Raw genomic sequence first — 20,615 nt, forward strand, 5'->3', positions numbered from 1 at the left:
ATACTCCCTTCATAAGTAGTAGGAGAATTTTTTATTATTTCTCTGTCTACTATAAAGGGAGCATATCAAATAGTTCGGATTTTATATGACCTATAAACTTTTTGTCCCAGCATCTTCCCAATTTTTTATTCTTCCAGAAGGGATTTCCCCATGATTTCAACTCTTCTGGTATTTTTCAGGTCAAGGATTGATTCAGCGCCAATCCCAAACATTGTCATCTTAAGCTCCAATTCCAACTGATCCATCGTCAGAATTACAGCTTCAGTCGATTCGGTTGCGGCCTGAAGCAATGTACGTGCAAAACCAACTATATCAGCTCCGATTGTCAGTGCTTTGGCAGCATCCACACCAGTTTTCATACCTCCGCTTGAAACAAGCGTAACATCCTCAAGGGCATTTCTGACTGACACAATACAGTCCTTGGTCGGTATTCCCCAGTTGTTGAATGCTTCGGCAGCAGCCTTTTTCAGCGGATCCCTTGATCGAAGCTTCTCCACCTGGCTCCATGAAGTGCCGCCGGCTCCTGCGACATCGATATAGGAAATTCCCGCGTCGTACAATTTCCTGGCAATCGTTCCGTCGATTCCAAATCCTACCTCCTTCGCACCAACTGGAACATCAAGGGCTTTACATACTTTCTCTATTTTCGGAAGCAGATTCTCGAAATTCAGATCTCCCTCATCTTGAACTGCTTCCTGCAGTGGATTTAGATGTAGGACAATGGAATCCGACCCGGTCATATCAACAATCCGCTGGCATTCTTCTGCCCCATATCCGTAGTTAAGCTGAACAGCACCAATATTAGCGAACATTGGAATAGTCGGCGCCTGTTTACGGATCAGAAAGGAATCCTGATGGGCATCAGATTCCAGCAGGGCCCTGGTCGATCCAAGTCCCATGGCCCAGCCCTTTTCTTCTGCGGCCTCGGCAAGATTCTGATTAATTTTCTCCGCAAGGTCACTTCCCCCGGTCATCGAACTGACCAGGAACGGTGCTTTAAGTTGCTTGTCCAAAAAAGTGGCAGACAGATTTATGTCATTGAAGTTAATTTCCGGTAATGCGTTATGTATAAAATTAATCCCTTCCAGCCCGGTTGTCTTATTTACTCCTTCAACATTCCCTGTAAGACAATGCCGAATATGTTCCGTTTTACGTTTATTGATTCCTTCCTCCATCTTTACACTTCCCAACTCTGTTTGTTGTTTACTGATTTATTTTTAAGACGTGCGTTTTTCCGCTGTCTGCGACGATTCATCAAATACTGATGGAATGTTACAAAGTAAACTCCTGTAATTACCATAATCATCCCTGTAATTTGTGCCCAGGTAATTGGCGAATCATACAGCCATACCGCAATCAACGCTGTACTGATGGGCACCAGATTCATATAAATCCCCGCCTTACTAGCACCAATTTGCTTTATCCCATGGTTCCATAATAAAAAACCTGCCACAGAAGAGCAAATAATCATAAACAGCATTTCTCCCCAGGCCTGTAAAGACATGGTGAAAATGGCCTGGAAACCTTTCTCTGGAATTGCGAACAGGGACAAAAATAACGAACCGACAAGGGTGGTCAGCGTGGTAGTTACGACCGGAGATACATCGCGCATGGCAATCTTTCCAAGCAGCCCATGCGCCACCCAGCAGAGCAGTCCGCCGATGAACAGCAGGTCACCAGCATTAAAGTCAAGTGACAGTAATGAAGCAAGCGACCCCTTGGAAATCACCACCACAACGCCTGTCAGAGATAAGACCAGACCAAAGCCAAGCTGCTTGTTCCAGACCTCTCCAAGAAATAAAACAGCTCCAAATGTCAACAGAACTGGGGTTGTAGCCACAATCAGTGATCCGTTTATGGGTGAAGTAATTTCCAATGCGATAAAGAAGAAGATATTGTAGCCAAGAATACCGGTTAGAGACATCAGTATTATTGATAACCATTGTTTCTTTATAGCCGTGATATCTATTTTTTTCCGGAGCAGCACAAAGATAAGAAGCAGGATTCCTGCTGATCCAAATCGAAACGCGGCAGCAGTAACTGGCGGTATCTCAGTAATGATGTGGTCGGCTGCCACAAAAGCCCCTCCCCAAAACAGAGGAACAAGCAACAGCCAGAAATATATTGCAATTGAATGCTCACTTTTCATAAGTATCCTTCTTTCCTGCAGTAAAAGAGCCGTATGAATTTGAATAAGTTTAAAATATAACTTTATTTCCCGATGGATCTGTTACAGCATACTTTTCAGCCTCTTCTTTAACCGGCCATCCCGAGCTTTTTAGGCGTCCAGCAACAATTTCCCGCTCCGTTTCCGGAATAGAAATGGAAAAATGCTTTAGCCCAATGTTTTTTTCACTAGGAGATGCCCCACCGGCACTGTTCCATATATTAAGCCCGATGTGGTGATGATAGTTTTCAGATGATAGAAATAATGCCTTTCGACCATATCTGGTTACAATATCAAATCCGAATCCTTCCGTATAAAAAAACCCGGTCTCCTCCAAATCGGATACCTGCAAATGGATATGTCCGATAATAGTTTTCTCCGGAATTCCTTCCCATCCATTTTCACCAATTTCACTCATCAAATCGTCCGTGTTCAATGGAAGTGATTCTATTTTCACTTGTCCCCTGGCCCATTCCCACTCACCGGGGTCCCTGTCTGCATAAATCTCAATTCCATTACCATCCGGATCTGTAAGATAGATAGCCTCACTTACTAGATGGTCAGACGCCCCATACAGCGGATATTCCAAGTGGATTAGATGACGAAGCACCTTGGCAAGCTCTCTCCGGGAGGGTACAAGAAAAGCCACATGGAACAAACCGGTATTCGCCGGGTTTAGAGGAAGGGCATCGTTGACCTGTTCGATCGTTATACAGGTTTGCAGACCTCCTGCAGTCAATTGAGCAAACCCAGCATATTCTTCCAGGATGCGAAAACCCAGCACATCATGATAAAAACCTAAAGAACGTGTCAGATTACTAACTTTCAAGTGAATGTGGTCTGCGTACATCGCAGGGTTCGCATGAAATGCCATATAACCGTCCTTCCTATCAATTATTCTTTTTATTTAGTTTACTTGTTTAGAAGAAAGATTGGAAGGAAAGTGAATTAATAGAACATCACTGTCCAATACACTTGATTAAAGGGTATACTGATTAGCAAATGCAATAATTGAACTATTGCCGGTAAGAAAGGAAAGTCACTATACCAAGGAGGAAACCAGATGAAGGAGGAAGCGAAAACGTTTGCTGAAAAAGCACATAAGGGCCAGAAACGAAAAAGTTCTGATGACGACTATATCACCCATCCTATCCGTGTGGCCGAGCGGTTGGAAAAGGAAGGATTCAGTGAAGAACTTGTTTGCGCCGGGTATTTACATGATGTAGTTGAAGATACAGCTTATAATATAAAGGATATAGAGGAAGCTTTCGGCCCCCGGGTTGCCAAGCTCGTCGCCGCTCATACCGAAGACAAATCGAAAAAGTGGCAAGAACGGAAGCAGCATACCATCGATACTGTTAAAAACGGGGAAAAGGAAGTGAAATATCTCATTGTTGCTGACAAGCTGGACAACCTTTTATCCATGGAAAAAGAGTATAAACGTCAGGGAGAAAAAATGTGGGATAAGTTCAATGCAGGCTTTGAGGAACAGAAATGGTACAATGAATCAATTGAAAAAAATATGCTGATTGGGCTTAAGGAAGATGAAATCCCGCATTATTTTCAGGAATTTTCGGATACAGTTAAGCGGGTGTTCGGTGAATAGGCAAAAGAGCGTCTCCCAGCACAGTGCCTGGGGGACGCTCTTTTTTTACCGCATTTTCCTGAAATTATAGCTGTCACGCTGGTTTTTTGAGACTTTTTTCCACTTGCTTTTTTCTTCCAATTGCGCCTTTTGATCCTGCCTTCTTTTTTCATAAGCAAGTTCACGCTGCAGCTTCAGGTAGCTTTGGAACCGTTCTTCGGATAATTCGCCATTCTCAATAGCTTCCCGTACCTGGCAGCCTGGTTCGGTATCATGCTGACAGTCATTGAATTTACACGCTTCCTCAAATGCCTCAACATCCTGAAAAGCACTTTCCATCGCAGATTCGCCTTCCCAGAGTTGTAGTTCACGCATCCCTGGTGTATCAATAAGCAGAGCACCGTTCGGCAGCCGGAACATCTCCCTGTGTGTTGTTGTATGCCGTCCTTTACTATCCGTTGAGCGTATATCTTTGGTATCCTGTACTTCTTTTCCCAGCAGCGTGTTCACAAGAGTTGATTTTCCAACACCTGATGACCCCAGGAGCGCAGCAGTTCGCATTGGCAGTAGGTGTTCCATCAATAAATCGATTCCTTCTTTTGTAACATTGCTTAGCGGAATTATAGGCAGGCCAACCGCGATACCTTCCACATGAGAGATCACTTCCTCTACCTCATCCGGTGAACATTCATCCTTTTTGGTGAGGACAATCACTGGCGATGCGCCACTTTCATAGGTGGAAAGAATATACCGTTCCATCCGCCGAAGATTCAAATCATGATTAAGTGAATTCACAATAAAAACAGTGTCGATATTAGCCGCAACAATCTGTGGTTCTGTCTTCGTGCCAGCCGCCTGTCTGACAAACTGACTTGCTCGTGGAAGAACTCTATTAATAACAGCTTTACGTTCATCAGGAAGTTTCAGAACCTCGACCCAGTCCCCCACCGCTGGAAAGTCAAGAGGATTGATTGCCTGGTTCATAAATTTACCGCTTAAATGCGCCATATAATCGAGTGTACCGTCTGTCACCTGATAGCTGTTTTTCTGCACCGTAATAACTCGTGCTAGGGTTTCTTTTTCAATATCCTGAATGGTTTGATTCCATCCGATTTGTTCAAGATTGTTCAAATTAAAATTTCCTCCTTAATGGTTGGAGGAAACGTCGTGCTACACGGACCGTTCCTCCATTTTAATGCGTGTGATTTGGTTTACTGATTTTTGAATTACATTTGCCATAAAACACCACTCCTTTCAAAATGGATGAACAAGATTGATTATAGTTTACTACATCTTGCCTTAAATGGTACATAATTTTTTATAAATAGCTTAACTACTACAAGGCACGGCTAACTGATACTTGTAATAATTAATAATCCGGAAACTCTCATAAACAAAGCTTTTCAAAAGTATGTAATTTGTGTTCAATAGCGAATCCAATTGACCGATATAACTCCAATGCCCCACGATTTTCAATCGCTACACACAGCGTGATCTCGTTTACTGTCTTAAAATCAAATAGCCATTTCACAGCATATTCAAGGAGTCTTTTACCGTAACCTTTTCCCCGATATGCTTTATCGACTGCTATAAATTCAATTGACCCCTCACCATAATCCGAATCAACCTCCACATACACATAACCTGCCAGATTCCCACGACTTTTGATTACAAATACCTGATGTTCGTCTGAAATTCGCTCAATTATATCCTGCCCGTTATAGTATGTATCCGGAAAAACATGTTTGTGCAGGATTATGAATTCCTTATACTCCATTTCGGACATCTGTTTCAAATTATGATTCGGCAAATCCATTGACTGTGCTCGAGAATAATGCAGAATACACTGATCTGTTCCTTTTTTAAAGCCAAGTTCTTTAGCAAAGCGGATTACCAGCTGATTTTCTACATTCGGGAATAAATAATAAGTTTTTGTGCCCAATGGAATACTCTCTAATAAGAAATCCCACATGGCTGATGCAATGTGGAAATCATTATCCGGGTTCACGAAAGGTCCCCAAACCTCCACAGTGCCTTCTGAAATATCCGCTCCCAGGAAGCCAACTAAACTATCTTTCTCCACTGCTCCGGCCATGACAGTAATATCTTGAGCCATAGATTCTTTGATTTCCTGAGCATCAATGCCACAATAGCCAATATGATACTCTTTTCTACGATTTAACATAGCGATAAAGTTCGCCGCTTCCTCTATTGGAATGTTATTCCCACTAACTATTTTAATCATTTGCCCCACCTTAATCTGTAACATAATATCCTTTGTAGAAATTCGCCACTAAATTGAATATCCCTTTAATCTAAAAAACCGAATGCAGACTCCCTGCATCCGGTTTATAGTACTATCGTTTATTCATATCGTTTGGATCTGGTCCTTTACGTTCGTCGCGATTAAGTTCAGCTATCTGGGCCATTTCCTCTTCCGTCAGTTCAAAGTCAAACACATCGAAGTTTTCTCGGATCCGTGAAGGGGTTACCGATTTAGGTATCACAATCACATCCGAATGAAGATGCCAGCGGATGATTACCTGTGCAGGTGTTTTTCCATACTTATCGGCAATGCCTTTTATCACGTCATTGTTCAGCACATCGCCCCCCTGCATAAGTGGGCTCCATGCTTCTAAATAGATGTTATTTTTTTCACAGAAGTTCTTCAGTTCGGTCTGTTGCAGATATGGATGGCACTCAACCTGATTGACTGCAGGTAACACATCACATTCATCAAGCAGACGCTGTATATGCTCAATATGAAAATTGCAGACGCCAATTGCTTTAACCCGTCCATCATTATAGAGCTTTTCAAGCGCTTTATATGTTTCTACATAGTCATCAAATTTCGGAGTTGGCCAGTGAATCAGGTACAGATCAACATAATCTAGCCCCAAACGTTCAAGGCTTTCATCAAAAGCCTTCAGGGTATTCTCGTAGCCGTGGTCACTGTTCCAAACCTTTGTGGTAATAAACAATTCTTCGCGCGGAACATTGGATTTATCGATTGCTTTTCCAACGCCATCCTCATTCGCATAAATCATTGCCGTATCAATCGAACGGTACCCGACTTCCAGCGCGGTGGATACTGCAGGAGTTGCCTCGTCATTCTCGACCTGCCAAACGCCAAATCCAAGCTGCGGCATTTTCAGTCCGTTATTCAAGGTTACATAGTCCATGGAATCATCCTTTCCTGCGGTAGTGTGAAAAACAAAGCTTATCCCAAACTGTAGGATATTATTACCCTGAATGATACTATATATTTATTAATTAAATCAGGGGGAAGTAAAATGCCGTTCACATTTAACGAATCCACCATTCCTGAGCTGCAGCAGGAAATGGAATCAGGCAGGCTGACTGCCAAACATTTGACGATGAAGTATCTTGAGCAAATTGCGAACCACAATACCATAATTAACGCTGTTATCGAAGTTAATCCGGATGCATTACATATTGCCGAAGGGCTTGATACCGAACGTACTGTAAAAGGGCCACGTGGTCCGCTCCACGGTATTCCCGTACTTGTAAAAGACAACATTGATACGGCTGATAAGACACATACAACTGCTGGTTCTATTGCATTGAAAAACAACTATGCCGCTACGGACGCATTTATCGTAAAAAAGCTTCGTGAGGCGGGGGCTGTCATTCTTGGCAAAACCAACCTTACCGAGTGGGCAAACTTTATGACGGAAGGTATGCCGAATGGCTACAGTTCACTGGGTGGCCAAGTAAAGAACCCCTATAGTCCAGGGGTGTTTGATACAGGCGGGTCCAGTGCAGGTACAGGTGCGGGGATAGCTGCAAATTTTGCAGCTGCCGGAATCGGGACCGAAACGAGCGGATCCATTCTGAGCCCTGCCAGCAGTAATTCGATTGTTGGAATCAAACCAACCGTTGGATTGTGGAGCCGTACAGGAATTATCCCAATCTCCAGCACCCAAGATACCGCTGGGCCGATGACCAGGACGGTCGAGGATGCGGCCGTTTTGTTGGGACTTCTTGCCGCTAACGACCCGGAAGACCCTGCGACCTCCCTTCTTAGTAACGGAGCAACTACTGATTATACATCCGGGCTTGATAAGAACGGTCTGAACGAGACGCGGCTTGGTGTATCACGCGACTATTTGGACGGATTAACTGATGACGAAATTGAACTTATCGATAATGCGCTGGAGGATATGAGGAATTTAGGGGCCGAGGTCATCGACCCTGTTTCGCTAACCACCGACCTGAATGATTTAAATGTAATGTTGCATGAATTTAAGAATGGCGTTAATGCCTATTTGAAGAACGTATCAGGTAATGTCCCGGTTCATACGCTTGAGGAAGTAATTCAGTATAATAAACAGCATGAGGAATCCGCGCTTAAATACGGACAATCCGTACTCGTGAGGTCCGATGAAAAAAGCGGTCGGCTCACCGAGGCTGAGTACATCAATGCCCGGTTGAATGATATGAAACAGTCACAGGAGCAGGGTATTGATCGGGTGATGAAAGAACATCAGCTCGACGCACTTATTTTTGCCAACAATTACGGGGCAGGTATTGCTGCTAAAGCAGGCTATCCGTCCATAACCGTTCCTGCCGGCTATACCAAAGCTGGAAAACCAGTCGGTATCACGTTCACCGGCAGGGCCTTTACCGAGCAAAAGCTGATAACGCTGGCATATGCTTATGAACAGGCAACCAACCACCGGAAAACACCTAAATTGGATTAGAAACGTTCGGCCAGTTTCCCGCTTGGGAGGCTGGCATTTTTTTGGCGAGAGGGGCGGTTGGCGGATATATCGTGGGGGTTCACGGATATATGGCGGGAATCGGCGGATATATCGCTTATGTTCACGGATAAACCACGACTATCGACGGATATACCGGCCGGCTTCACGGATAAACAGCACTTCCACTTGTTGGTGCACGCTTTTTGACGAAGGCAGATATAATAAAATCCACCAAAAAAAGAAGCTGTTTCCCACGAATTTGGAAAAAAGCTCCTGTTATCCATCATTCCAGACAATTTCACCCTGCTGGTTGTGATGGTCTATTTTAACGTCAAAATCATGCTTGCTGTAAAAATGTTTCAACCGCTCGACATGGTCAAAATCCCGTTTCACTATATCGCCGGTAATATACTGTATATTTTCCTCCCGCGCCGCTTCCTTAAGGTGTTTCATCAAAATGGAGCCGTAGCCTTTATTTTCCTCCCCTTTAATGTCGGCAATATGGAGGTTCTGATCTTTAAATTCTGCCTGGATTGCTGAGTTCCAGTCACCACGAAATGGTTTGACCGAACTGTGAAGCATTAGTTGAAAGTTCTCACTTGTTTTATCGGCATAGATAACTACCCATTCATCGTGCCGTGTTTGATCAATACTGACTATTTCAGCCTGTCGGGCGATTTTTTTAATATTATCCTGCATACGGAACAGCTGAATCTCCAGGCTGTCAAGCTCCTGTTTTAGCTCATCCTTTGTCTTATTTTCCTCTTCCATCAAAAATACACTCTGCGACATTTTTTCAAACCTCCTTAAAAAGCACACAATTTGTTATTCTACTACACCATCCGGCCAGCTATCAATACTTTTTATGAAAAAGCTTGTTAGAATAACTGCTTCCCTTATGGTTTCATTGGAAATATAAAAACTATATTGTAATTAGGTCTTAATACTTAGACAATTCTGTCCGATAAATTAAGTAGAAGCGCACTTAATTTGGGGGATACATATGAAAAAAGAAAAACAGAAAAAGTCAGTAGCATCGGTAAAACAATTTATTTTCAGATGGAAAGATCTGCGGATTGGGTTAAAATATATTTCCATCTATCTGGTAACAGCTGTGTTATTTCTTGCTGCCGGCGTCCTGGTCTACTTTCAGATGCAGCAGGCGGAACAGGATTTGACTGTAATCAATGAAAGCAGTGAACGGACGAAAACCATGACAGAAATGGCTGATCTGATCCAGGCCACCGACGTTAATATCGCCGACTACATGATAACCAAGAGTGAGTCTTACGTTACAGATTTTCAGGAGAATCGTGACCGCTATAATCAACTTCTTACCACTCTGGAGGCTGATCTGAATACTGCCCAGCAGAAAGAACTGTTTGCTGAGCTGCGGCGTAATAACGGTATCATTGATGAATTATTTATGAATAAGATTATTCCGGCGGTTGAACAGGATAACACGTACATGATTCAGGAACTCCGCGAGCAATCCATGACTTTCCGGAAAGAAAATGTCAGCATGATTAATGAGCTTACAGCCATTGTTGACAGCGAGCAGGCAAAGTCGGTAACAGATGCAGAGAGCAGTCTTGGCTACAGTATACTTATTCTTGTAATCGCAAATGGTGCAGCCATCATAATCGGTGTTCTTCTGATGGTTATGATTAGTCGTAAAATCACTGCGAACTTGAAAAAAGTTGTCGGTGTAACAACTGAAGTCGCCAATGGTAATCTGGCTGTCGAGTCGATCGATAACGACAGCAAGGACGAAATTGGACAACTGGCAACCGCAGTCAACCAAATGCGGACTAACATCCGCTCCATTATATCCAAGGTTGCAAGTGCCTCCCAGTCGGTTACGTCAAGCAGTGAACATCTGACACAATCCGCTACCGAAGTACGGGATGGAAATGAGCAGATTGCTTCAACAATGGAGGAGCTCTCTTCCGGATCGGAAACCCAGGCAAACAGCGCATCTGATCTGTCTGAGAATATGAATGATTTCGTCATGAAAGTCCGCCAATCTGAAAAGAATGGTCAGGAAATCGCTGCCGGTTCAGATGACGTACTGAAACTGACCGCAGAAGGTACCGAACTGATGAAACGTTCCGTAAACCAAATGTTGCGGATTGACACGATTGTTTCTGAAGCAGTCGAAAAAGTAGGCGGTCTTGATAAGCAATCTACTGAAATATCCAAGCTTGTTTCCGTTATTAAGGACATCGCCGACCAAACAAATCTTTTATCCTTAAACGCAGCCATCGAAGCCGCTCGGGCGGGTGAGCACGGAAGAGGTTTTGCCGTTGTTGCCGATGAAGTACGGAAGCTTTCCGAACAGGTTACATCATCGGTCACCGAAATAACTGGAATCGTGACCAATATTCAAACGGAAACCGATCATGTTGTTGACTCACTTAACAAAGGATACAGCGAAGTAAAAGAAGGAACCAATCAAATTGAAGCGACCGGGAAGAGTTTCGAGTCAATCGACAGTTCCGTCTCAACTATGGTCGGTAAGATTTTGGAGATATCCACGAATCTTAAGGAAATTGCGGATAATAGTAATGATATGAACAATCTCATTGAAGAAATAGCTTCTGTATCGGAAGAGTCCGCTGCCGGTGTCGAAGAAGCAGCCGCTTCTGCACAACAGACATCAAGCTCGATGGAAGAGGTATCGAACAGTGCGGCAGAACTTGCCAAACTCGCCGAACAACTTAATGAAGAAATCAGGACATTTAAGTTATAAAAAAATCAAAAGCAGCTGGTTCCCAAATTGGGGCAGCTGCTTCCTTGTTCCTATTTATGATATAAAAAACAGTCCCGGGTATGATCATTAACCATCCCGGTCGCCTGCATAAAGGCATAGCAGATTGTTGGACCAACAAACTTAAAGCCACGCTTCTTAAGGTCTTTGCTCATTGCTTCGGACTCGCTTGTCACGGCCGGCACTTCAGCATGCGTTGCCCAGTCATTTTGGATGGTTTTGCCGTCTACAAACTGCCAGATGTAATTGTCAAAGCTGCCAAATTCCTGCTGAACCTTTAAAAAAGATTGTGCATTCGTGATGACTGAGTTAATTTTCAGGCGGTTCCGGATGATTCCTTCATTTTCTCTTAGTTCGTTAACTTTTGATTCATCATAACGGCTAGCAATCACAGGATCGAAATTATCAAATGCCTTCCGGTAATTTTCCCGTCGTCTTAAAATAGTAATCCAGCTGAGACCAGCTTGTGCCCCTTCCAGGGAAAGCATCTCAAACAACTTACGGTCATTGTGCACTGGCCTTCCCCATTCATTATCATGGTAATCAATATATATTGGCTCATCGGTAACCCATTCGCAACGTTGTATAGACATTCGGCTTACTCTTCCCCTTTAGTCACTTTATTTTCAGGATAGGAAATCCAATCACTAAAGCTGCCAGGATACAGTTTAACATTTTTATAGCCTGCTGTTCGCAGTGCAAGGATATTCGGGCACGCTGATACCCCAGACCCACACGAAACAATAATTTCGTCATCTTTTGAGAGCGCAGAAAAATTATCCTCCAACTCGGCAGGACTTTTCCATTTGCCTCGGTCATCCAGGACATCCTTCCAGAAGAAATTTTTGGCGCCAGGTATATGTCCGGCTTTAATATACAGTGGCTCTGTTTTTCCAAGATAACGGGCTCTTGCACGGGAGTCGATCAAAGTAGCCGCTCCGGTTTCCATTTTTTCTTTCACTTCTTCTATGTCTGCTACAGTGTATTTCTGAAAATCAGGAATAAATTTCTTGGAAGAGGTTAGTGTTGGAATTTCATCGCTAACTTCGTATCCCTGGTTCACCCATTCGTCATATCCCCCGTCCAAAAGGAATATTTTTTCATGGCCCACATAATCAAGGAGCCACCACAGGCGTGCGGCGAACATGTCATTGCTTTGATCATAGATAACAACATCGGTATCATTATTAATACCAATATTACCAAGCTTTGCGACAAATGTTTCCATGTCAGGAAGCGGATGTTTTCCTCCATGTTTTTGTGGCTTGTCAGACAGGTCCTTCTCCAGATCAAGATATACTGCGTTCGGGATATGATCCTTCAGGTATGCCTTTCTGCCTGCTTCTGCATCGTTCAAATAAAAACGGACATCCACCACGACCATATTTTCAGGATCATCGTTCAATCGTTCATGTAACCATTCACAGTTTACTATTGTCGACATATTGGATCCTCCTGTTCTTCGTTACTCTCATTCTATCGTATTTGGCTCCTATTCTTAAATCTTATGATATTATTATCGTAATAGTAAAGGAGATGATGAAAAAGTTGAAACAGGAACTAATTGACCGTTTTATACGCTATGCCAAAATGAATACACAATCTGATGAAAACAGTGACACAACCCCTTCAACACCAGGCCAACTGGAGCTCGCAAACCTCCTTGTTGAACAACTAAAAGAAATAGGTATGGATGAGGTTTCCATTGATGAACATGGTTATGTAATGGCCACACTTCCATCCAATACAGATAAAGAATTATCAACAATAGGTTTTTTAGCGCATGTTGATACAGCAACTGACTTTACGGGTGAAAATGTAAAACCGCAGATTATCGAAAATTATGATGGCAAGGACATAACCTTGAATGAGAATCGTGGTGTGGTTCTTTCCACAAAGGACTTCCCTGAACTCGCTGCATACAAAGGACATACCCTTATTACAACGGATGGCACCACTCTGCTTGGCGCTGACAATAAGGCTGGGATTTCGGAAATTATGACGGCAATGGACTACTTGATCAGCCACCCGGAAATTAAACACGGCAAAATACGCGTAGCATTTACGCCGGACGAGGAAATTGGTCGTGGCCCGCATAAGTTCGATGTGGAGCGGTTTAACGCAGCATTTGCCTACACCGTTGACGGCGGACCGCTTGGCGAACTACAATACGAAAGCTTTAATGCGGCTGCAGCAAAAATTACATTTACTGGTAACAGCGTTCACCCTGGAACTGCTAAGAATAAAATGATGAATGCAGGAAAAATGGCTGCAGAATTTATCGGGAAAACACCTGAAAAAGAAGCGCCTGAACATACCGAGAAGTATGAGGGGTTTTATCATCTTTCCTCAATTAACGGAGACGTTGAGAAAACCGTAATTTCGTACATCATCCGCGATTTCGATAAGGAAAAATTCGAAACGCGGAAAGCGAAAATCCGAAAGTTCACCGAAGAAATCAATGAAAATTATGGAGCTGGCAGTGCAGCAATTGAAATGACCGACCAGTACTACAATATGCGTGAAAAAATTGAACCGGTGAAAGAAATTGTCGATGTAGCCTACAAAGCAATGGAAAACCTGGACATCACACCCCTTGTTAAACCAGTCCGAGGAGGAACCGATGGGTCACAGCTGTCCTATATGGGATTGCCCACCCCGAATATTTTTACCGGCGGGGAGAATTTTCACGGAAAATATGAATATATCTCTGCTGACAACATGGAAAAGGCTTCACGTGTGATAGTGGAAATCTGCCGATTATTTGAAGAACAATAACAGAACTTAGAGGCTGGGACATAACTATAAATTAATATTCTAAAGACGAACGAATTAGGCAAGGAATCTTATCATGTTACCCTCTTATAGTTGGATCTTATTTCAAAGTTGATATAAACTGCCCTGCTGTTAAAAAACCAAAACTGATAAACCCAATCGCAGTAACCAGCCTCCGTTTGGGAAATACATCAAAAACATACGCCAATGCTGCCGGAGCGAACGTTGCCGCAAAAAACCCCTGTGCCCCTCTTAAAGCAATCAGCCACATAAGCGTTTCAGCATAGGCCACTGCAAGTGTCACCGCAGAGAGCAGACCCATCCCTGTTACAATCATTCTTTTCCGTCCAAATTTATCCGACATTGGTCCAAACACCAGAAAACCAACTGCATAAAAAAGCGAAAAAACACTTCCGGCACTTGCTGCAGTTGTTTCGGTAACATAAAATTCACCCGCGATATCACTGGTTAGCGGTATGGTGACATATACGCCTGATACAACTACCAGAGCACACCAGAAAAGCAGAAGTGTAATAAAAGTATAATGTGAATCTGTCTGTATCACTTTTCATCCCTCATCCTTCTCTTTCAATATGGGTATGAAAAGTTTTAACGGTATGTACCAGGGGTCAGCGATAAGATAGATAGGACAATTTGGACATGGACGCTATGAAACTAGAAATGTTATGATATAAGTCAGCATGAAAGACACGACAGGAGCGAAATGAATGAAGAAATATATGCCAGCCGCTGCAGCTTTGACCGTAATTCTTACTTTTACGGGTGCCTGCAGTGAGAAACCGGACAACCAGCAGACAGTAGACCCAGCACCTAAAAATGAAGTGAATGAAAACCAAAATAAAAAAGAACAGCCCAAACCGGAAGTACCTCTTCCTGAGGAATTACTGCATAAAACGGATGAGGGCGAAGCAGTCAAGAAACTGGAACAAGCTCTTAACCATATCGGCTATTCCATCGCCACTGACGGGAAATTTGATGCCGAGACAACATGGGCAGTAACTGACTTTCAAATGCAGCAGGAAATGCAGATGATTACCGGAATTTATGATGAATCAACCAAACAGGCGTTAAAGAAATCGGTTGAAAACAATTCAGCAGTAAAACCTGCTGCAGCACTTACAAAGCCCGATGACAATCTGGAAATTGTGAGCAATCCACATGAAGTCCTTGTCCTTGTAAATAAAAATCATGCGTTACCTGAAGGGTTTGTACCAAAAAACCTTGTGGTGCCAAATGTACAGTTTCCGTTTACGGAAGACTTACCTAAAAAGCAAATGCGTCAAGTTGCCGCAGTTGCACTGGAAAAAATGTTTTATGCTGCAAATGACGCAGGACTGGAACTGTATGCTCAATCAGGCTATCGATCGTATGAACGCCAGGATTCCATTTTTGCATCTAATGTTCGTGCATATGGGGAGGAAGCCGCCAACAATTTTAGTGCGCGCCCGGGTGAAAGTGAGCATCAGACTGGCCTGACAATGGACGTTTCGAGTCGGGATGTGGGGTATAAGCTGGTTATCGAATTTGGAGAGACAGACGAAGGGAAATGGCTGAAGCAGCATGCCGCTGAATACGGCTTTATTATTCGTTATCCAAAGGGAAAAGAAAATATCACGCAATATCAATATGAACCGTGGCACTTACGGTATGTAGGACCGGACGCCGCGAAGGAAATCATGCAAAAAGGTATTACACTGGAAGAATATCTGGGGGCCCAATAATAAAATTAATCCTGCCGCATATCGCGGTGGGATTTTTATTTTCAGGGGATTAATCCGAAAAGCTAAACTAATTACATCGTTTGCTGAACATATTTTTCTTCACTGTCAATTTGCGTATCCAGCGCCCGTATACGTTCCAATGCAATGTAATCCTGTATGGTTCTGTAATGATGTTTGCCGCCGACTTCCTCATCAGCCTCATCTGCAAGTGCTACGACCTGCTGCAGTGGTTTAAGCTCCAACTCTCCTTTGGGCAGATAGGAATCAGTATGAAGCAGAATGGCAACAGCAATTTCTTTTGCCGCCTGGCGATCCTCCCCAAGCCGAATCAGCAATTTATGAGCACGACTTGCCCCTTTAATGGCATGGATGTCATTTTCCTTATACATCTCATAATCCCATTCTCCATTACGATACCACGTGTAATGGCCGATATCATGGAGTAGCGCGGCTTTCACAGCATGGTCTGGGTTTACTCCATACTTTTTGGCAAATATATACGCATACTCTGCAACAGCTATCGCGTGTGCCATCCCTGATCGCTTTAAGCTTTTCTGTGTTACCGGGTGGCTGAAAATATCTTCAAGCGTTACGTTGCGCATTTCCCTCACTCCTGTCTTAAACAAGATAGAAATTTTTATGTATATAACCCGTTTCTAACTAAACTAAACCTCTTCACTAACTTTTGATTATTTTAATTAATCTATGAAATCGGTTCATTTATAATCACATTATGTAGAAAACCTGGTATTCACATAGTTTGGTGGAATCCTTTTATATATGCAAAATAACGAATCCTTTTTTAGCCCCTGAATTTCAGGATGTAGAGAAATATAAATCTAGTGAAGGGGAACCTCATTCCGTTAAATGGATGAAAAGTGGCCCAAAAACAAGCTGATTAGGACCTGATTCCGCTAAAGCGCACTTCCACTCGAATTTGGGACTGAAAATAGGCAAAAAACGGAATGTGGTTCCATATACGTGCTCTCGATTACGATATTATTGGATATTACGGAATGACGTCCACAATGGCTGCATGAACAACGCCTCAGCAATACGCCAGCTATATCACCGCATATATTTTTTGCTTCAAAATGGTTTAAGAATCATGAGTGCTATTACAATCAAAAAAATACCATTCTCAATCCGCTCATAGAAGAATAACTTTTTTGAAAGAATATAGTATTCTGTTGGGATATTCTCCCCCTTTGTCTCGCTCAGCAACCTTTTGATCGGCTTGGAGTTTGGTGACAATACAGTAGGGCCGAACCCCAGAGCGATTAGGAACAGGATAAGACTGGTTACATACCATCCCTGACCAAACAGAACGGGATTCAAATATCCCATTACAAGACCAGTCAGCAATAATAGCGTTCCACCTATCATGACAAATATATGTAATCTGTTTCGAATAACATACGCATGTTTCAGTTCTGTTAGTGACCCTGCCTTTGATACAACAATTATCATAACAAAACCCGGACCCATCCCCAATATGGCAGAAAAAACGTGAATAAAAACCAGCAATTCATAAAAAGTCATGTGAAATCCCCCTGCTACCCTTCCTATAGTAGAACTTAGAATTCACGAAGAAGTCTAAGGACGAAAGGCTTATTGCATACATGAAGAAAGGAGAGATGATTTAAACTTCCTGCTTACAAAACTCAGCCTTTATGGCATAAGCTATAGCTACGGTTATTCAGTTAGGAAAGTTACCTAACTGACAAGTTAATCATACATGACTATCAAAAATAAAACTGTGACATTCAGCACATTTAGCAATAATAATAAGCATTTTCATATAGATTCAGGTAAATTTTCGTAGAACTGCATCTACCCGCGAGCCGTAACTTTCCCCGAATATATTCAAGTGGACTAGCAAATAGTATAGTTGATAGAGGGGCTTGACATCATCGTAATAGTCAGCCATCGCGTATTTTTCGTTATAGGCATGGTAGAAATCCTCAGAATAGCCGCCGAACAGCTCAGTAAAAGCCAGTTCAAAATGACGATCCCCATAAAGGAAAGACGGATCAATAATATACGGCGCACCGTTTTCGCCCACAAGCCAGTTGCCACCCCAAAAGTCCCCGTGCAAATAGGACGGCTCCGGATTAGCCGGCACGAATTTGTCAAGCTTGTCCAGCAAATCTTCTAGACGCTGCCTTCTAATCCCGGTTATCCTTTCCTGATTAATCCCCTGATTCAATTGAGCTGTCAATCGTTGATCCCGGTAGTATTCCACCCAATTTGTAAATAGTCCATTAGGTTGTGGCAGCGTGCCTATAAAAGTATCCTCTTCGTAACCATGCTTCTCGCCTGTATGCTGGTGCATCGCGGATATCCTGGAACCGAGTTTTTCTTCTGTATCCAGCTTCCTGTTACCTTCCACCCACTCCATAACGAGAAAAGCATTATTTTTTTCATCGGAATATGCATACACATCAGGGACGGAAATTGTATCGGTTTGTCTGATGAGTTCCAGCCCGCTCGTTTCAATCTCAAAAAAACGAGCAGGTGGATTGGTATGATATTTAATAAAATACCTTTCTTCCGCAGTTTCCACATAGTAACTCTCGTTAATCGACCCACCTGACACCTGTTTCATCGATTTAATCGGTGAGTTATCTTCTGCGGTATGAAGCGCGTGTATAATTACCTGTTTTTTAATAGACGTCCCCTCCCTCTAGCGATTCTTCCATAGCTCAAGCGGGTTTGTTTTCCCATCATTCAATGGAATCTGCACCATTTCCATATCCCGCTCTTCCCTATCCTTTTTCAAATCCGCATAAATTTGCTTGGACTTCTCCAGTCCTGCTTCTGCTGCCTCCTCTACTGAGGCACAATAATATACCGTATCAACCCCGGCAAAATACATTGCAGTCAGGCACATGGGGCATGGTTCACCACTTGCATACATGGTATAGCCTGATAGAAAATGCGTATGCATCATTTTCTGAGCTTTGCGCATAGCCATTATTTCTGCATGGGCGGTAACATCGAACCGCTTATGGAGTTCGTTCACACCTTCAGAAACAAGATTATTGTTTTTTACAAGGACAGCACCAAACGGCTGTCCGCCATTTTTAACATTTTCTCCTGCTAGCTCGATTGCACGTTCCATAAATTGATCCATTTGAAATCCTCCTATATATAAAGCAGCTATTCTATATTCAGAATAACTGCTTTTAAGTTAAATATCATTTATTTTGACAGCCACCAGCCGAAAATGCTCAGGCCCAAGCTGGCTGACAATTACATTCAGGCCAAACTTCTCCAGACCACCGATCAGCGGCTGTTGTCTATGGGGCACATGGAGTTCAATTATGGTACCAACAGGAACCTCCTTAACGTAATCAAATACTTCATTACCCGGGTGTTCACCATTAGCAATGTGCTGCCGCAAATCAATCAATGCCCGCTGTCCATCAAACTGAACATTGAGATTCTTCTTACTCTGGCCGGCTAGCATTTCATCACAAGAATAGTAACATCGCTTATGGCTTTTAGAGCATGTCGCTCATACGGTTCCATATAAAGGACTTTATCAGCGCTGATAATATGTTTTTCCCAACTGACAGTAAATTCCACTTCACCAGTCTTCACAAAAATAAATACATGTTTTGGCGAGTCATGTTCCTTCACTTCCTCGCCTGCCTGAAGTTTAATATGCATAATTTCACGGTTATCTTCAGCGTATACTTTTTTACCTTCAACCGGTTTCGTAATGGTGTGATCAACTGGAATAAGCTGCATGGTAGCACAACCTCTCATTTTTTATATTAATTGAGCATTTGCCCACAGTATACCCGAATATAATACTCGGTATTGTGATAAACATCACAGTTATTACATACTAGATAGTAATCCACCATGTTCCCAAAAGAAATTTTCATTCATTGCTTTTAGCATCTCTATCAGCTACAATTTATTTGAGAACAGTTATCATTTATATAAAATAAATGAACTTAACGAAATGACGGGAGGACGTAGAATGGAACAAGAAAAACAACTTACTGATCTGGCTAAAGTAATTCTTGACCGACGTGCCGTGAAGAAAGGCTATAATGATAAACCAGTAACTGAGGAAACGGTATTTGGTCTTTTGGAACATGCTGTCTGGGCACCGACACACGGACTACGCCAACCATGGCGCTTTATTTTTGTCGGTCCGGATAAAAAAGCTGATTTTGCCGAAAAAATTGCAGGAACCTATCCAGAAGAGCGGCAGGAAAACCGCAGGCAATATATGAACGAACCAAATGCATTCCTGGTTGTTGTAATGGAGGAACCGGATAACCAGAAGCAATGGGATGAGAACTTCGGGGCCACAGCCGCTATGATTCAGAACTTCTGGTTGCTTGCATGGGAACAGAAACTTGGTGTGGTATGGAAAACAAACCCGCATATCTATGATCCGAAAGTAAAGGAAATCCTAAACGTTGGTGAAAATGAGAAAATTGCAGGGTTTCTTCACCTTGGCTACTTTGACGAGGAACCACCGAAGAAAGACAGGAAGCCTATCCGTGATAAATTCACAACCTACGAAGGTTAGTTTAACAGATTTTAGAATGCTGCCGCGGCTGATGCTATCGGCAGCATTTTTAGGTTGCGGGCCGGTTTTGCATAGGAAGCTCAATAGCTTTTTCCAGGAACATAGGTATTCATCACCACCGGCACGTGAAGCTTCTGTCAGCCACATTGCATTCGTTGGTAACAGTCCGATTCGATGATATATGTCGTAAATTCGGTGATATACAATCTTAATTCGATGATAACCAATCAGGATTCTTTTAAGCCCCCTTAATCCTTTAGACACCTAATCCAATCTTATCTACAATTAAGGTAGCTG

Annotated in this window: 22 protein-coding genes; 6 read left to right on the forward strand and 16 right to left on the reverse strand. The window is 42.8% G+C overall.

The window, feature by feature from the left end; translation table 11 throughout:
- Positions 1–125: 125 nt before the first annotated feature.
- From fni to ACFO3D_RS16910, 3 genes are read right to left on the reverse strand one after another with little or no spacing between them, the layout of a single operon-like run.
- Positions 126–1,175, reverse strand: a complete 1,050-nt coding sequence (gene fni / locus ACFO3D_RS16900; RefSeq protein WP_390298881.1) for a type 2 isopentenyl-diphosphate Delta-isomerase — start codon at positions 1,173–1,175, stop codon at positions 126–128.
- Positions 1,176–1,177: 2 nt separating this feature from the next.
- Positions 1,178–2,149, reverse strand: a complete 972-nt coding sequence (locus tag ACFO3D_RS16905) for a DMT family transporter (protein ID WP_390298884.1) — start codon at positions 2,147–2,149, stop codon at positions 1,178–1,180.
- 49 nt (positions 2,150–2,198) lie between these two features.
- Positions 2,199–3,041 carry a VOC family protein gene (locus ACFO3D_RS16910; protein WP_390298887.1) on the reverse strand — a complete coding sequence of 281 codons (843 nt, stop codon included), beginning with the start codon at positions 3,039–3,041 and terminating at the stop codon, positions 2,199–2,201.
- A gap of 189 nt (positions 3,042–3,230) precedes the next feature.
- On the opposite strand from ACFO3D_RS16910, the gene ACFO3D_RS16915 reads away from it, so the two are divergent.
- A complete protein-coding gene (locus ACFO3D_RS16915) occupies positions 3,231–3,773 on the forward strand; it encodes an HD domain-containing protein (RefSeq protein ID WP_390298890.1) in 543 nt (180 codons plus the stop codon).
- Between the two features lie 45 nt (positions 3,774–3,818).
- Here ACFO3D_RS16915 and rsgA read toward each other — a convergent pair whose 3' ends face one another.
- From rsgA to ACFO3D_RS16930, 3 genes are all read right to left on the reverse strand, one after another.
- Positions 3,819–4,883 (reverse strand): ribosome small subunit-dependent GTPase A, encoded by a 1,065-nt coding sequence (gene rsgA, locus ACFO3D_RS16920; RefSeq protein WP_390298893.1) that lies wholly within the window; start codon positions 4,881–4,883, stop codon positions 3,819–3,821.
- A 256-nt stretch (positions 4,884–5,139) separates the two neighbouring features.
- Positions 5,140–5,997 carry a GNAT family N-acetyltransferase gene (locus ACFO3D_RS16925; protein ID WP_390298896.1) on the reverse strand — a complete coding sequence of 286 codons (858 nt, stop codon included), beginning with the start codon at positions 5,995–5,997 and terminating at the stop codon, positions 5,140–5,142.
- Positions 5,998–6,109: 112 nt separating this feature from the next.
- Entirely contained in the window at positions 6,110–6,934 is an 825-nt protein-coding gene (locus tag ACFO3D_RS16930; RefSeq protein ID WP_390298900.1) for an aldo/keto reductase, read from the reverse strand.
- A 111-nt stretch (positions 6,935–7,045) separates the two neighbouring features.
- Here ACFO3D_RS16930 and ACFO3D_RS16935 point away from each other — a divergent pair, with 111 nt between their 5' ends.
- Positions 7,046–8,476: an amidase family protein gene (locus ACFO3D_RS16935; RefSeq protein ID WP_390298903.1), complete on the forward strand. Its 1,431-nt coding sequence runs from the start codon at positions 7,046–7,048 to the stop codon at positions 8,474–8,476.
- Positions 8,477–8,752: 276 nt separating this feature from the next.
- On the opposite strand, the gene ACFO3D_RS16940 is transcribed toward ACFO3D_RS16935, so the two are convergent.
- Complete coding sequence (locus ACFO3D_RS16940) at positions 8,753–9,268, reverse strand: GNAT family protein (RefSeq protein WP_390298906.1); 516 nt, start codon at positions 9,266–9,268, stop codon at positions 8,753–8,755.
- A gap of 211 nt (positions 9,269–9,479) precedes the next feature.
- Here ACFO3D_RS16940 and ACFO3D_RS16945 point away from each other — a divergent pair, with 211 nt between their 5' ends.
- Complete coding sequence (locus tag ACFO3D_RS16945; protein WP_390298909.1) at positions 9,480–11,228, forward strand: methyl-accepting chemotaxis protein; 1,749 nt, start codon at positions 9,480–9,482, stop codon at positions 11,226–11,228.
- A gap of 50 nt (positions 11,229–11,278) precedes the next feature.
- Here the strand turns inward: ACFO3D_RS16945 and ACFO3D_RS16950 are convergent, their stop codons facing one another.
- Entirely contained in the window at positions 11,279–11,839 is a 561-nt protein-coding gene (locus ACFO3D_RS16950; protein WP_390298912.1) for a DNA-3-methyladenine glycosylase I, read from the reverse strand.
- Positions 11,840–11,844: 5 nt separating this feature from the next.
- Positions 11,845–12,690, reverse strand: a complete 846-nt coding sequence (locus ACFO3D_RS16955; protein ID WP_390298915.1) for a sulfurtransferase — start codon at positions 12,688–12,690, stop codon at positions 11,845–11,847.
- A gap of 104 nt (positions 12,691–12,794) precedes the next feature.
- Here ACFO3D_RS16955 and pepT point away from each other — a divergent pair, with 104 nt between their 5' ends.
- The gene (pepT, locus tag ACFO3D_RS16960; protein WP_390298918.1) at positions 12,795–14,024 is read left to right on the forward strand and encodes a peptidase T; all 1,230 of its coding nucleotides are present in this window, start codon (positions 12,795–12,797) and stop codon (positions 14,022–14,024) included.
- A gap of 97 nt (positions 14,025–14,121) precedes the next feature.
- On the opposite strand, the gene ACFO3D_RS16965 is transcribed toward pepT, so the two are convergent.
- Positions 14,122–14,586, reverse strand: coding sequence for an MFS transporter (locus ACFO3D_RS16965; protein ID WP_390298921.1), 465 nt, complete (start codon positions 14,584–14,586; stop codon positions 14,122–14,124).
- Positions 14,587–14,749: 163 nt separating this feature from the next.
- On the opposite strand from ACFO3D_RS16965, the gene ACFO3D_RS16970 reads away from it, so the two are divergent.
- The gene (locus tag ACFO3D_RS16970) at positions 14,750–15,763 is read left to right on the forward strand and encodes a D-alanyl-D-alanine carboxypeptidase family protein (protein WP_390298924.1); all 1,014 of its coding nucleotides are present in this window, start codon (positions 14,750–14,752) and stop codon (positions 15,761–15,763) included.
- A gap of 71 nt (positions 15,764–15,834) precedes the next feature.
- On the opposite strand, the gene ACFO3D_RS16975 is transcribed toward ACFO3D_RS16970, so the two are convergent.
- From ACFO3D_RS16975 to ACFO3D_RS17000, 6 genes are all read right to left on the reverse strand, one after another.
- A complete protein-coding gene (locus ACFO3D_RS16975; RefSeq protein ID WP_390298927.1) occupies positions 15,835–16,365 on the reverse strand; it encodes an HD domain-containing protein in 531 nt (176 codons plus the stop codon).
- 487 nt (positions 16,366–16,852) lie between these two features.
- Positions 16,853–17,305, reverse strand: a complete 453-nt coding sequence (locus tag ACFO3D_RS16980) for a DUF2269 family protein (RefSeq protein WP_390298930.1) — start codon at positions 17,303–17,305, stop codon at positions 16,853–16,855.
- Positions 17,306–17,570: 265 nt separating this feature from the next.
- Positions 17,571–18,434 (reverse strand): fructosamine kinase family protein, encoded by an 864-nt coding sequence (locus ACFO3D_RS16985; protein WP_390298945.1) that lies wholly within the window; start codon positions 18,432–18,434, stop codon positions 17,571–17,573.
- A gap of 15 nt (positions 18,435–18,449) precedes the next feature.
- Positions 18,450–18,899: a nucleoside deaminase gene (locus tag ACFO3D_RS16990; RefSeq protein WP_390298933.1), complete on the reverse strand. Its 450-nt coding sequence runs from the start codon at positions 18,897–18,899 to the stop codon at positions 18,450–18,452.
- Between the two features lie 57 nt (positions 18,900–18,956).
- Positions 18,957–19,235 (reverse strand): amino acid decarboxylase, encoded by a 279-nt coding sequence (locus ACFO3D_RS16995; protein ID WP_390298936.1) that lies wholly within the window; start codon positions 19,233–19,235, stop codon positions 18,957–18,959.
- The gene (locus ACFO3D_RS17000; RefSeq protein ID WP_390298939.1) at positions 19,229–19,519 is read right to left on the reverse strand and encodes a cupin domain-containing protein; all 291 of its coding nucleotides are present in this window, start codon (positions 19,517–19,519) and stop codon (positions 19,229–19,231) included. The genes ACFO3D_RS16995 and ACFO3D_RS17000 overlap by 7 nt, the downstream gene beginning before the upstream one ends.
- 238 nt (positions 19,520–19,757) lie before the next feature.
- On the opposite strand from ACFO3D_RS17000, the gene ACFO3D_RS17005 reads away from it, so the two are divergent.
- Positions 19,758–20,318 (forward strand): nitroreductase family protein, encoded by a 561-nt coding sequence (locus tag ACFO3D_RS17005; RefSeq protein ID WP_390298942.1) that lies wholly within the window; start codon positions 19,758–19,760, stop codon positions 20,316–20,318.
- Positions 20,319–20,615 lie beyond the last annotated feature (297 nt).

The sequence above is a fragment of the Virgibacillus kekensis genome (genome assembly GCF_042654125.1).
In the GTDB taxonomy this organism is placed as follows: domain Bacteria; phylum Bacillota; class Bacilli; order Bacillales; family Amphibacillaceae; genus Lentibacillus; species Lentibacillus kekensis.

What these genes read in the sequence shown, in the direction of transcription:
- fni (WP_390298881.1), bottom strand. Translation starts at nt 1,175, where the DNA reads ATGGAGGAAGGAATCAATAAACGTAAAACGGAACATATTCGGCATTGT.
- ACFO3D_RS16905 (WP_390298884.1), bottom strand. Translation starts at nt 2,149, where the DNA reads ATGAAAAGTGAGCATTCAATTGCAATATATTTCTGGCTGTTGCTTGTT.
- ACFO3D_RS16910 (WP_390298887.1), bottom strand. Translation starts at nt 3,041, where the DNA reads ATGGCATTTCATGCGAACCCTGCGATGTACGCAGACCACATTCACTTG.
- ACFO3D_RS16915 (WP_390298890.1), top strand. Translation starts at nt 3,231, where the DNA reads ATGAAGGAGGAAGCGAAAACGTTTGCTGAAAAAGCACATAAGGGCCAG.
- ACFO3D_RS16925 (WP_390298896.1), bottom strand. Translation starts at nt 5,997, where the DNA reads ATGATTAAAATAGTTAGTGGGAATAACATTCCAATAGAGGAAGCGGCG.
- ACFO3D_RS16930 (WP_390298900.1), bottom strand. Translation starts at nt 6,934, where the DNA reads ATGGACTATGTAACCTTGAATAACGGACTGAAAATGCCGCAGCTTGGA.
- ACFO3D_RS16935 (WP_390298903.1), top strand. Translation starts at nt 7,046, where the DNA reads ATGCCGTTCACATTTAACGAATCCACCATTCCTGAGCTGCAGCAGGAA.
- ACFO3D_RS16940 (WP_390298906.1), bottom strand. Translation starts at nt 9,268, where the DNA reads ATGTCGCAGAGTGTATTTTTGATGGAAGAGGAAAATAAGACAAAGGAT.
- ACFO3D_RS16945 (WP_390298909.1), top strand. Translation starts at nt 9,480, where the DNA reads ATGAAAAAAGAAAAACAGAAAAAGTCAGTAGCATCGGTAAAACAATTT.
- ACFO3D_RS16950 (WP_390298912.1), bottom strand. Translation starts at nt 11,839, where the DNA reads ATGTCTATACAACGTTGCGAATGGGTTACCGATGAGCCAATATATATT.
- ACFO3D_RS16955 (WP_390298915.1), bottom strand. Translation starts at nt 12,690, where the DNA reads ATGTCGACAATAGTAAACTGTGAATGGTTACATGAACGATTGAACGAT.
- ACFO3D_RS16970 (WP_390298924.1), top strand. Translation starts at nt 14,750, where the DNA reads ATGAAGAAATATATGCCAGCCGCTGCAGCTTTGACCGTAATTCTTACT.
- ACFO3D_RS16975 (WP_390298927.1), bottom strand. Translation starts at nt 16,365, where the DNA reads ATGCGCAACGTAACGCTTGAAGATATTTTCAGCCACCCGGTAACACAG.
- ACFO3D_RS16980 (WP_390298930.1), bottom strand. Translation starts at nt 17,305, where the DNA reads ATGACTTTTTATGAATTGCTGGTTTTTATTCACGTTTTTTCTGCCATA.
- ACFO3D_RS16990 (WP_390298933.1), bottom strand. Translation starts at nt 18,899, where the DNA reads ATGGATCAATTTATGGAACGTGCAATCGAGCTAGCAGGAGAAAATGTT.
- ACFO3D_RS16995 (WP_390298936.1), bottom strand. Translation starts at nt 19,235, where the DNA reads ATGCTAGCCGGCCAGAGTAAGAAGAATCTCAATGTTCAGTTTGATGGA.
- ACFO3D_RS17000 (WP_390298939.1), bottom strand. Translation starts at nt 19,519, where the DNA reads ATGCAGCTTATTCCAGTTGATCACACCATTACGAAACCGGTTGAAGGT.
- ACFO3D_RS17005 (WP_390298942.1), top strand. Translation starts at nt 19,758, where the DNA reads ATGGAACAAGAAAAACAACTTACTGATCTGGCTAAAGTAATTCTTGAC.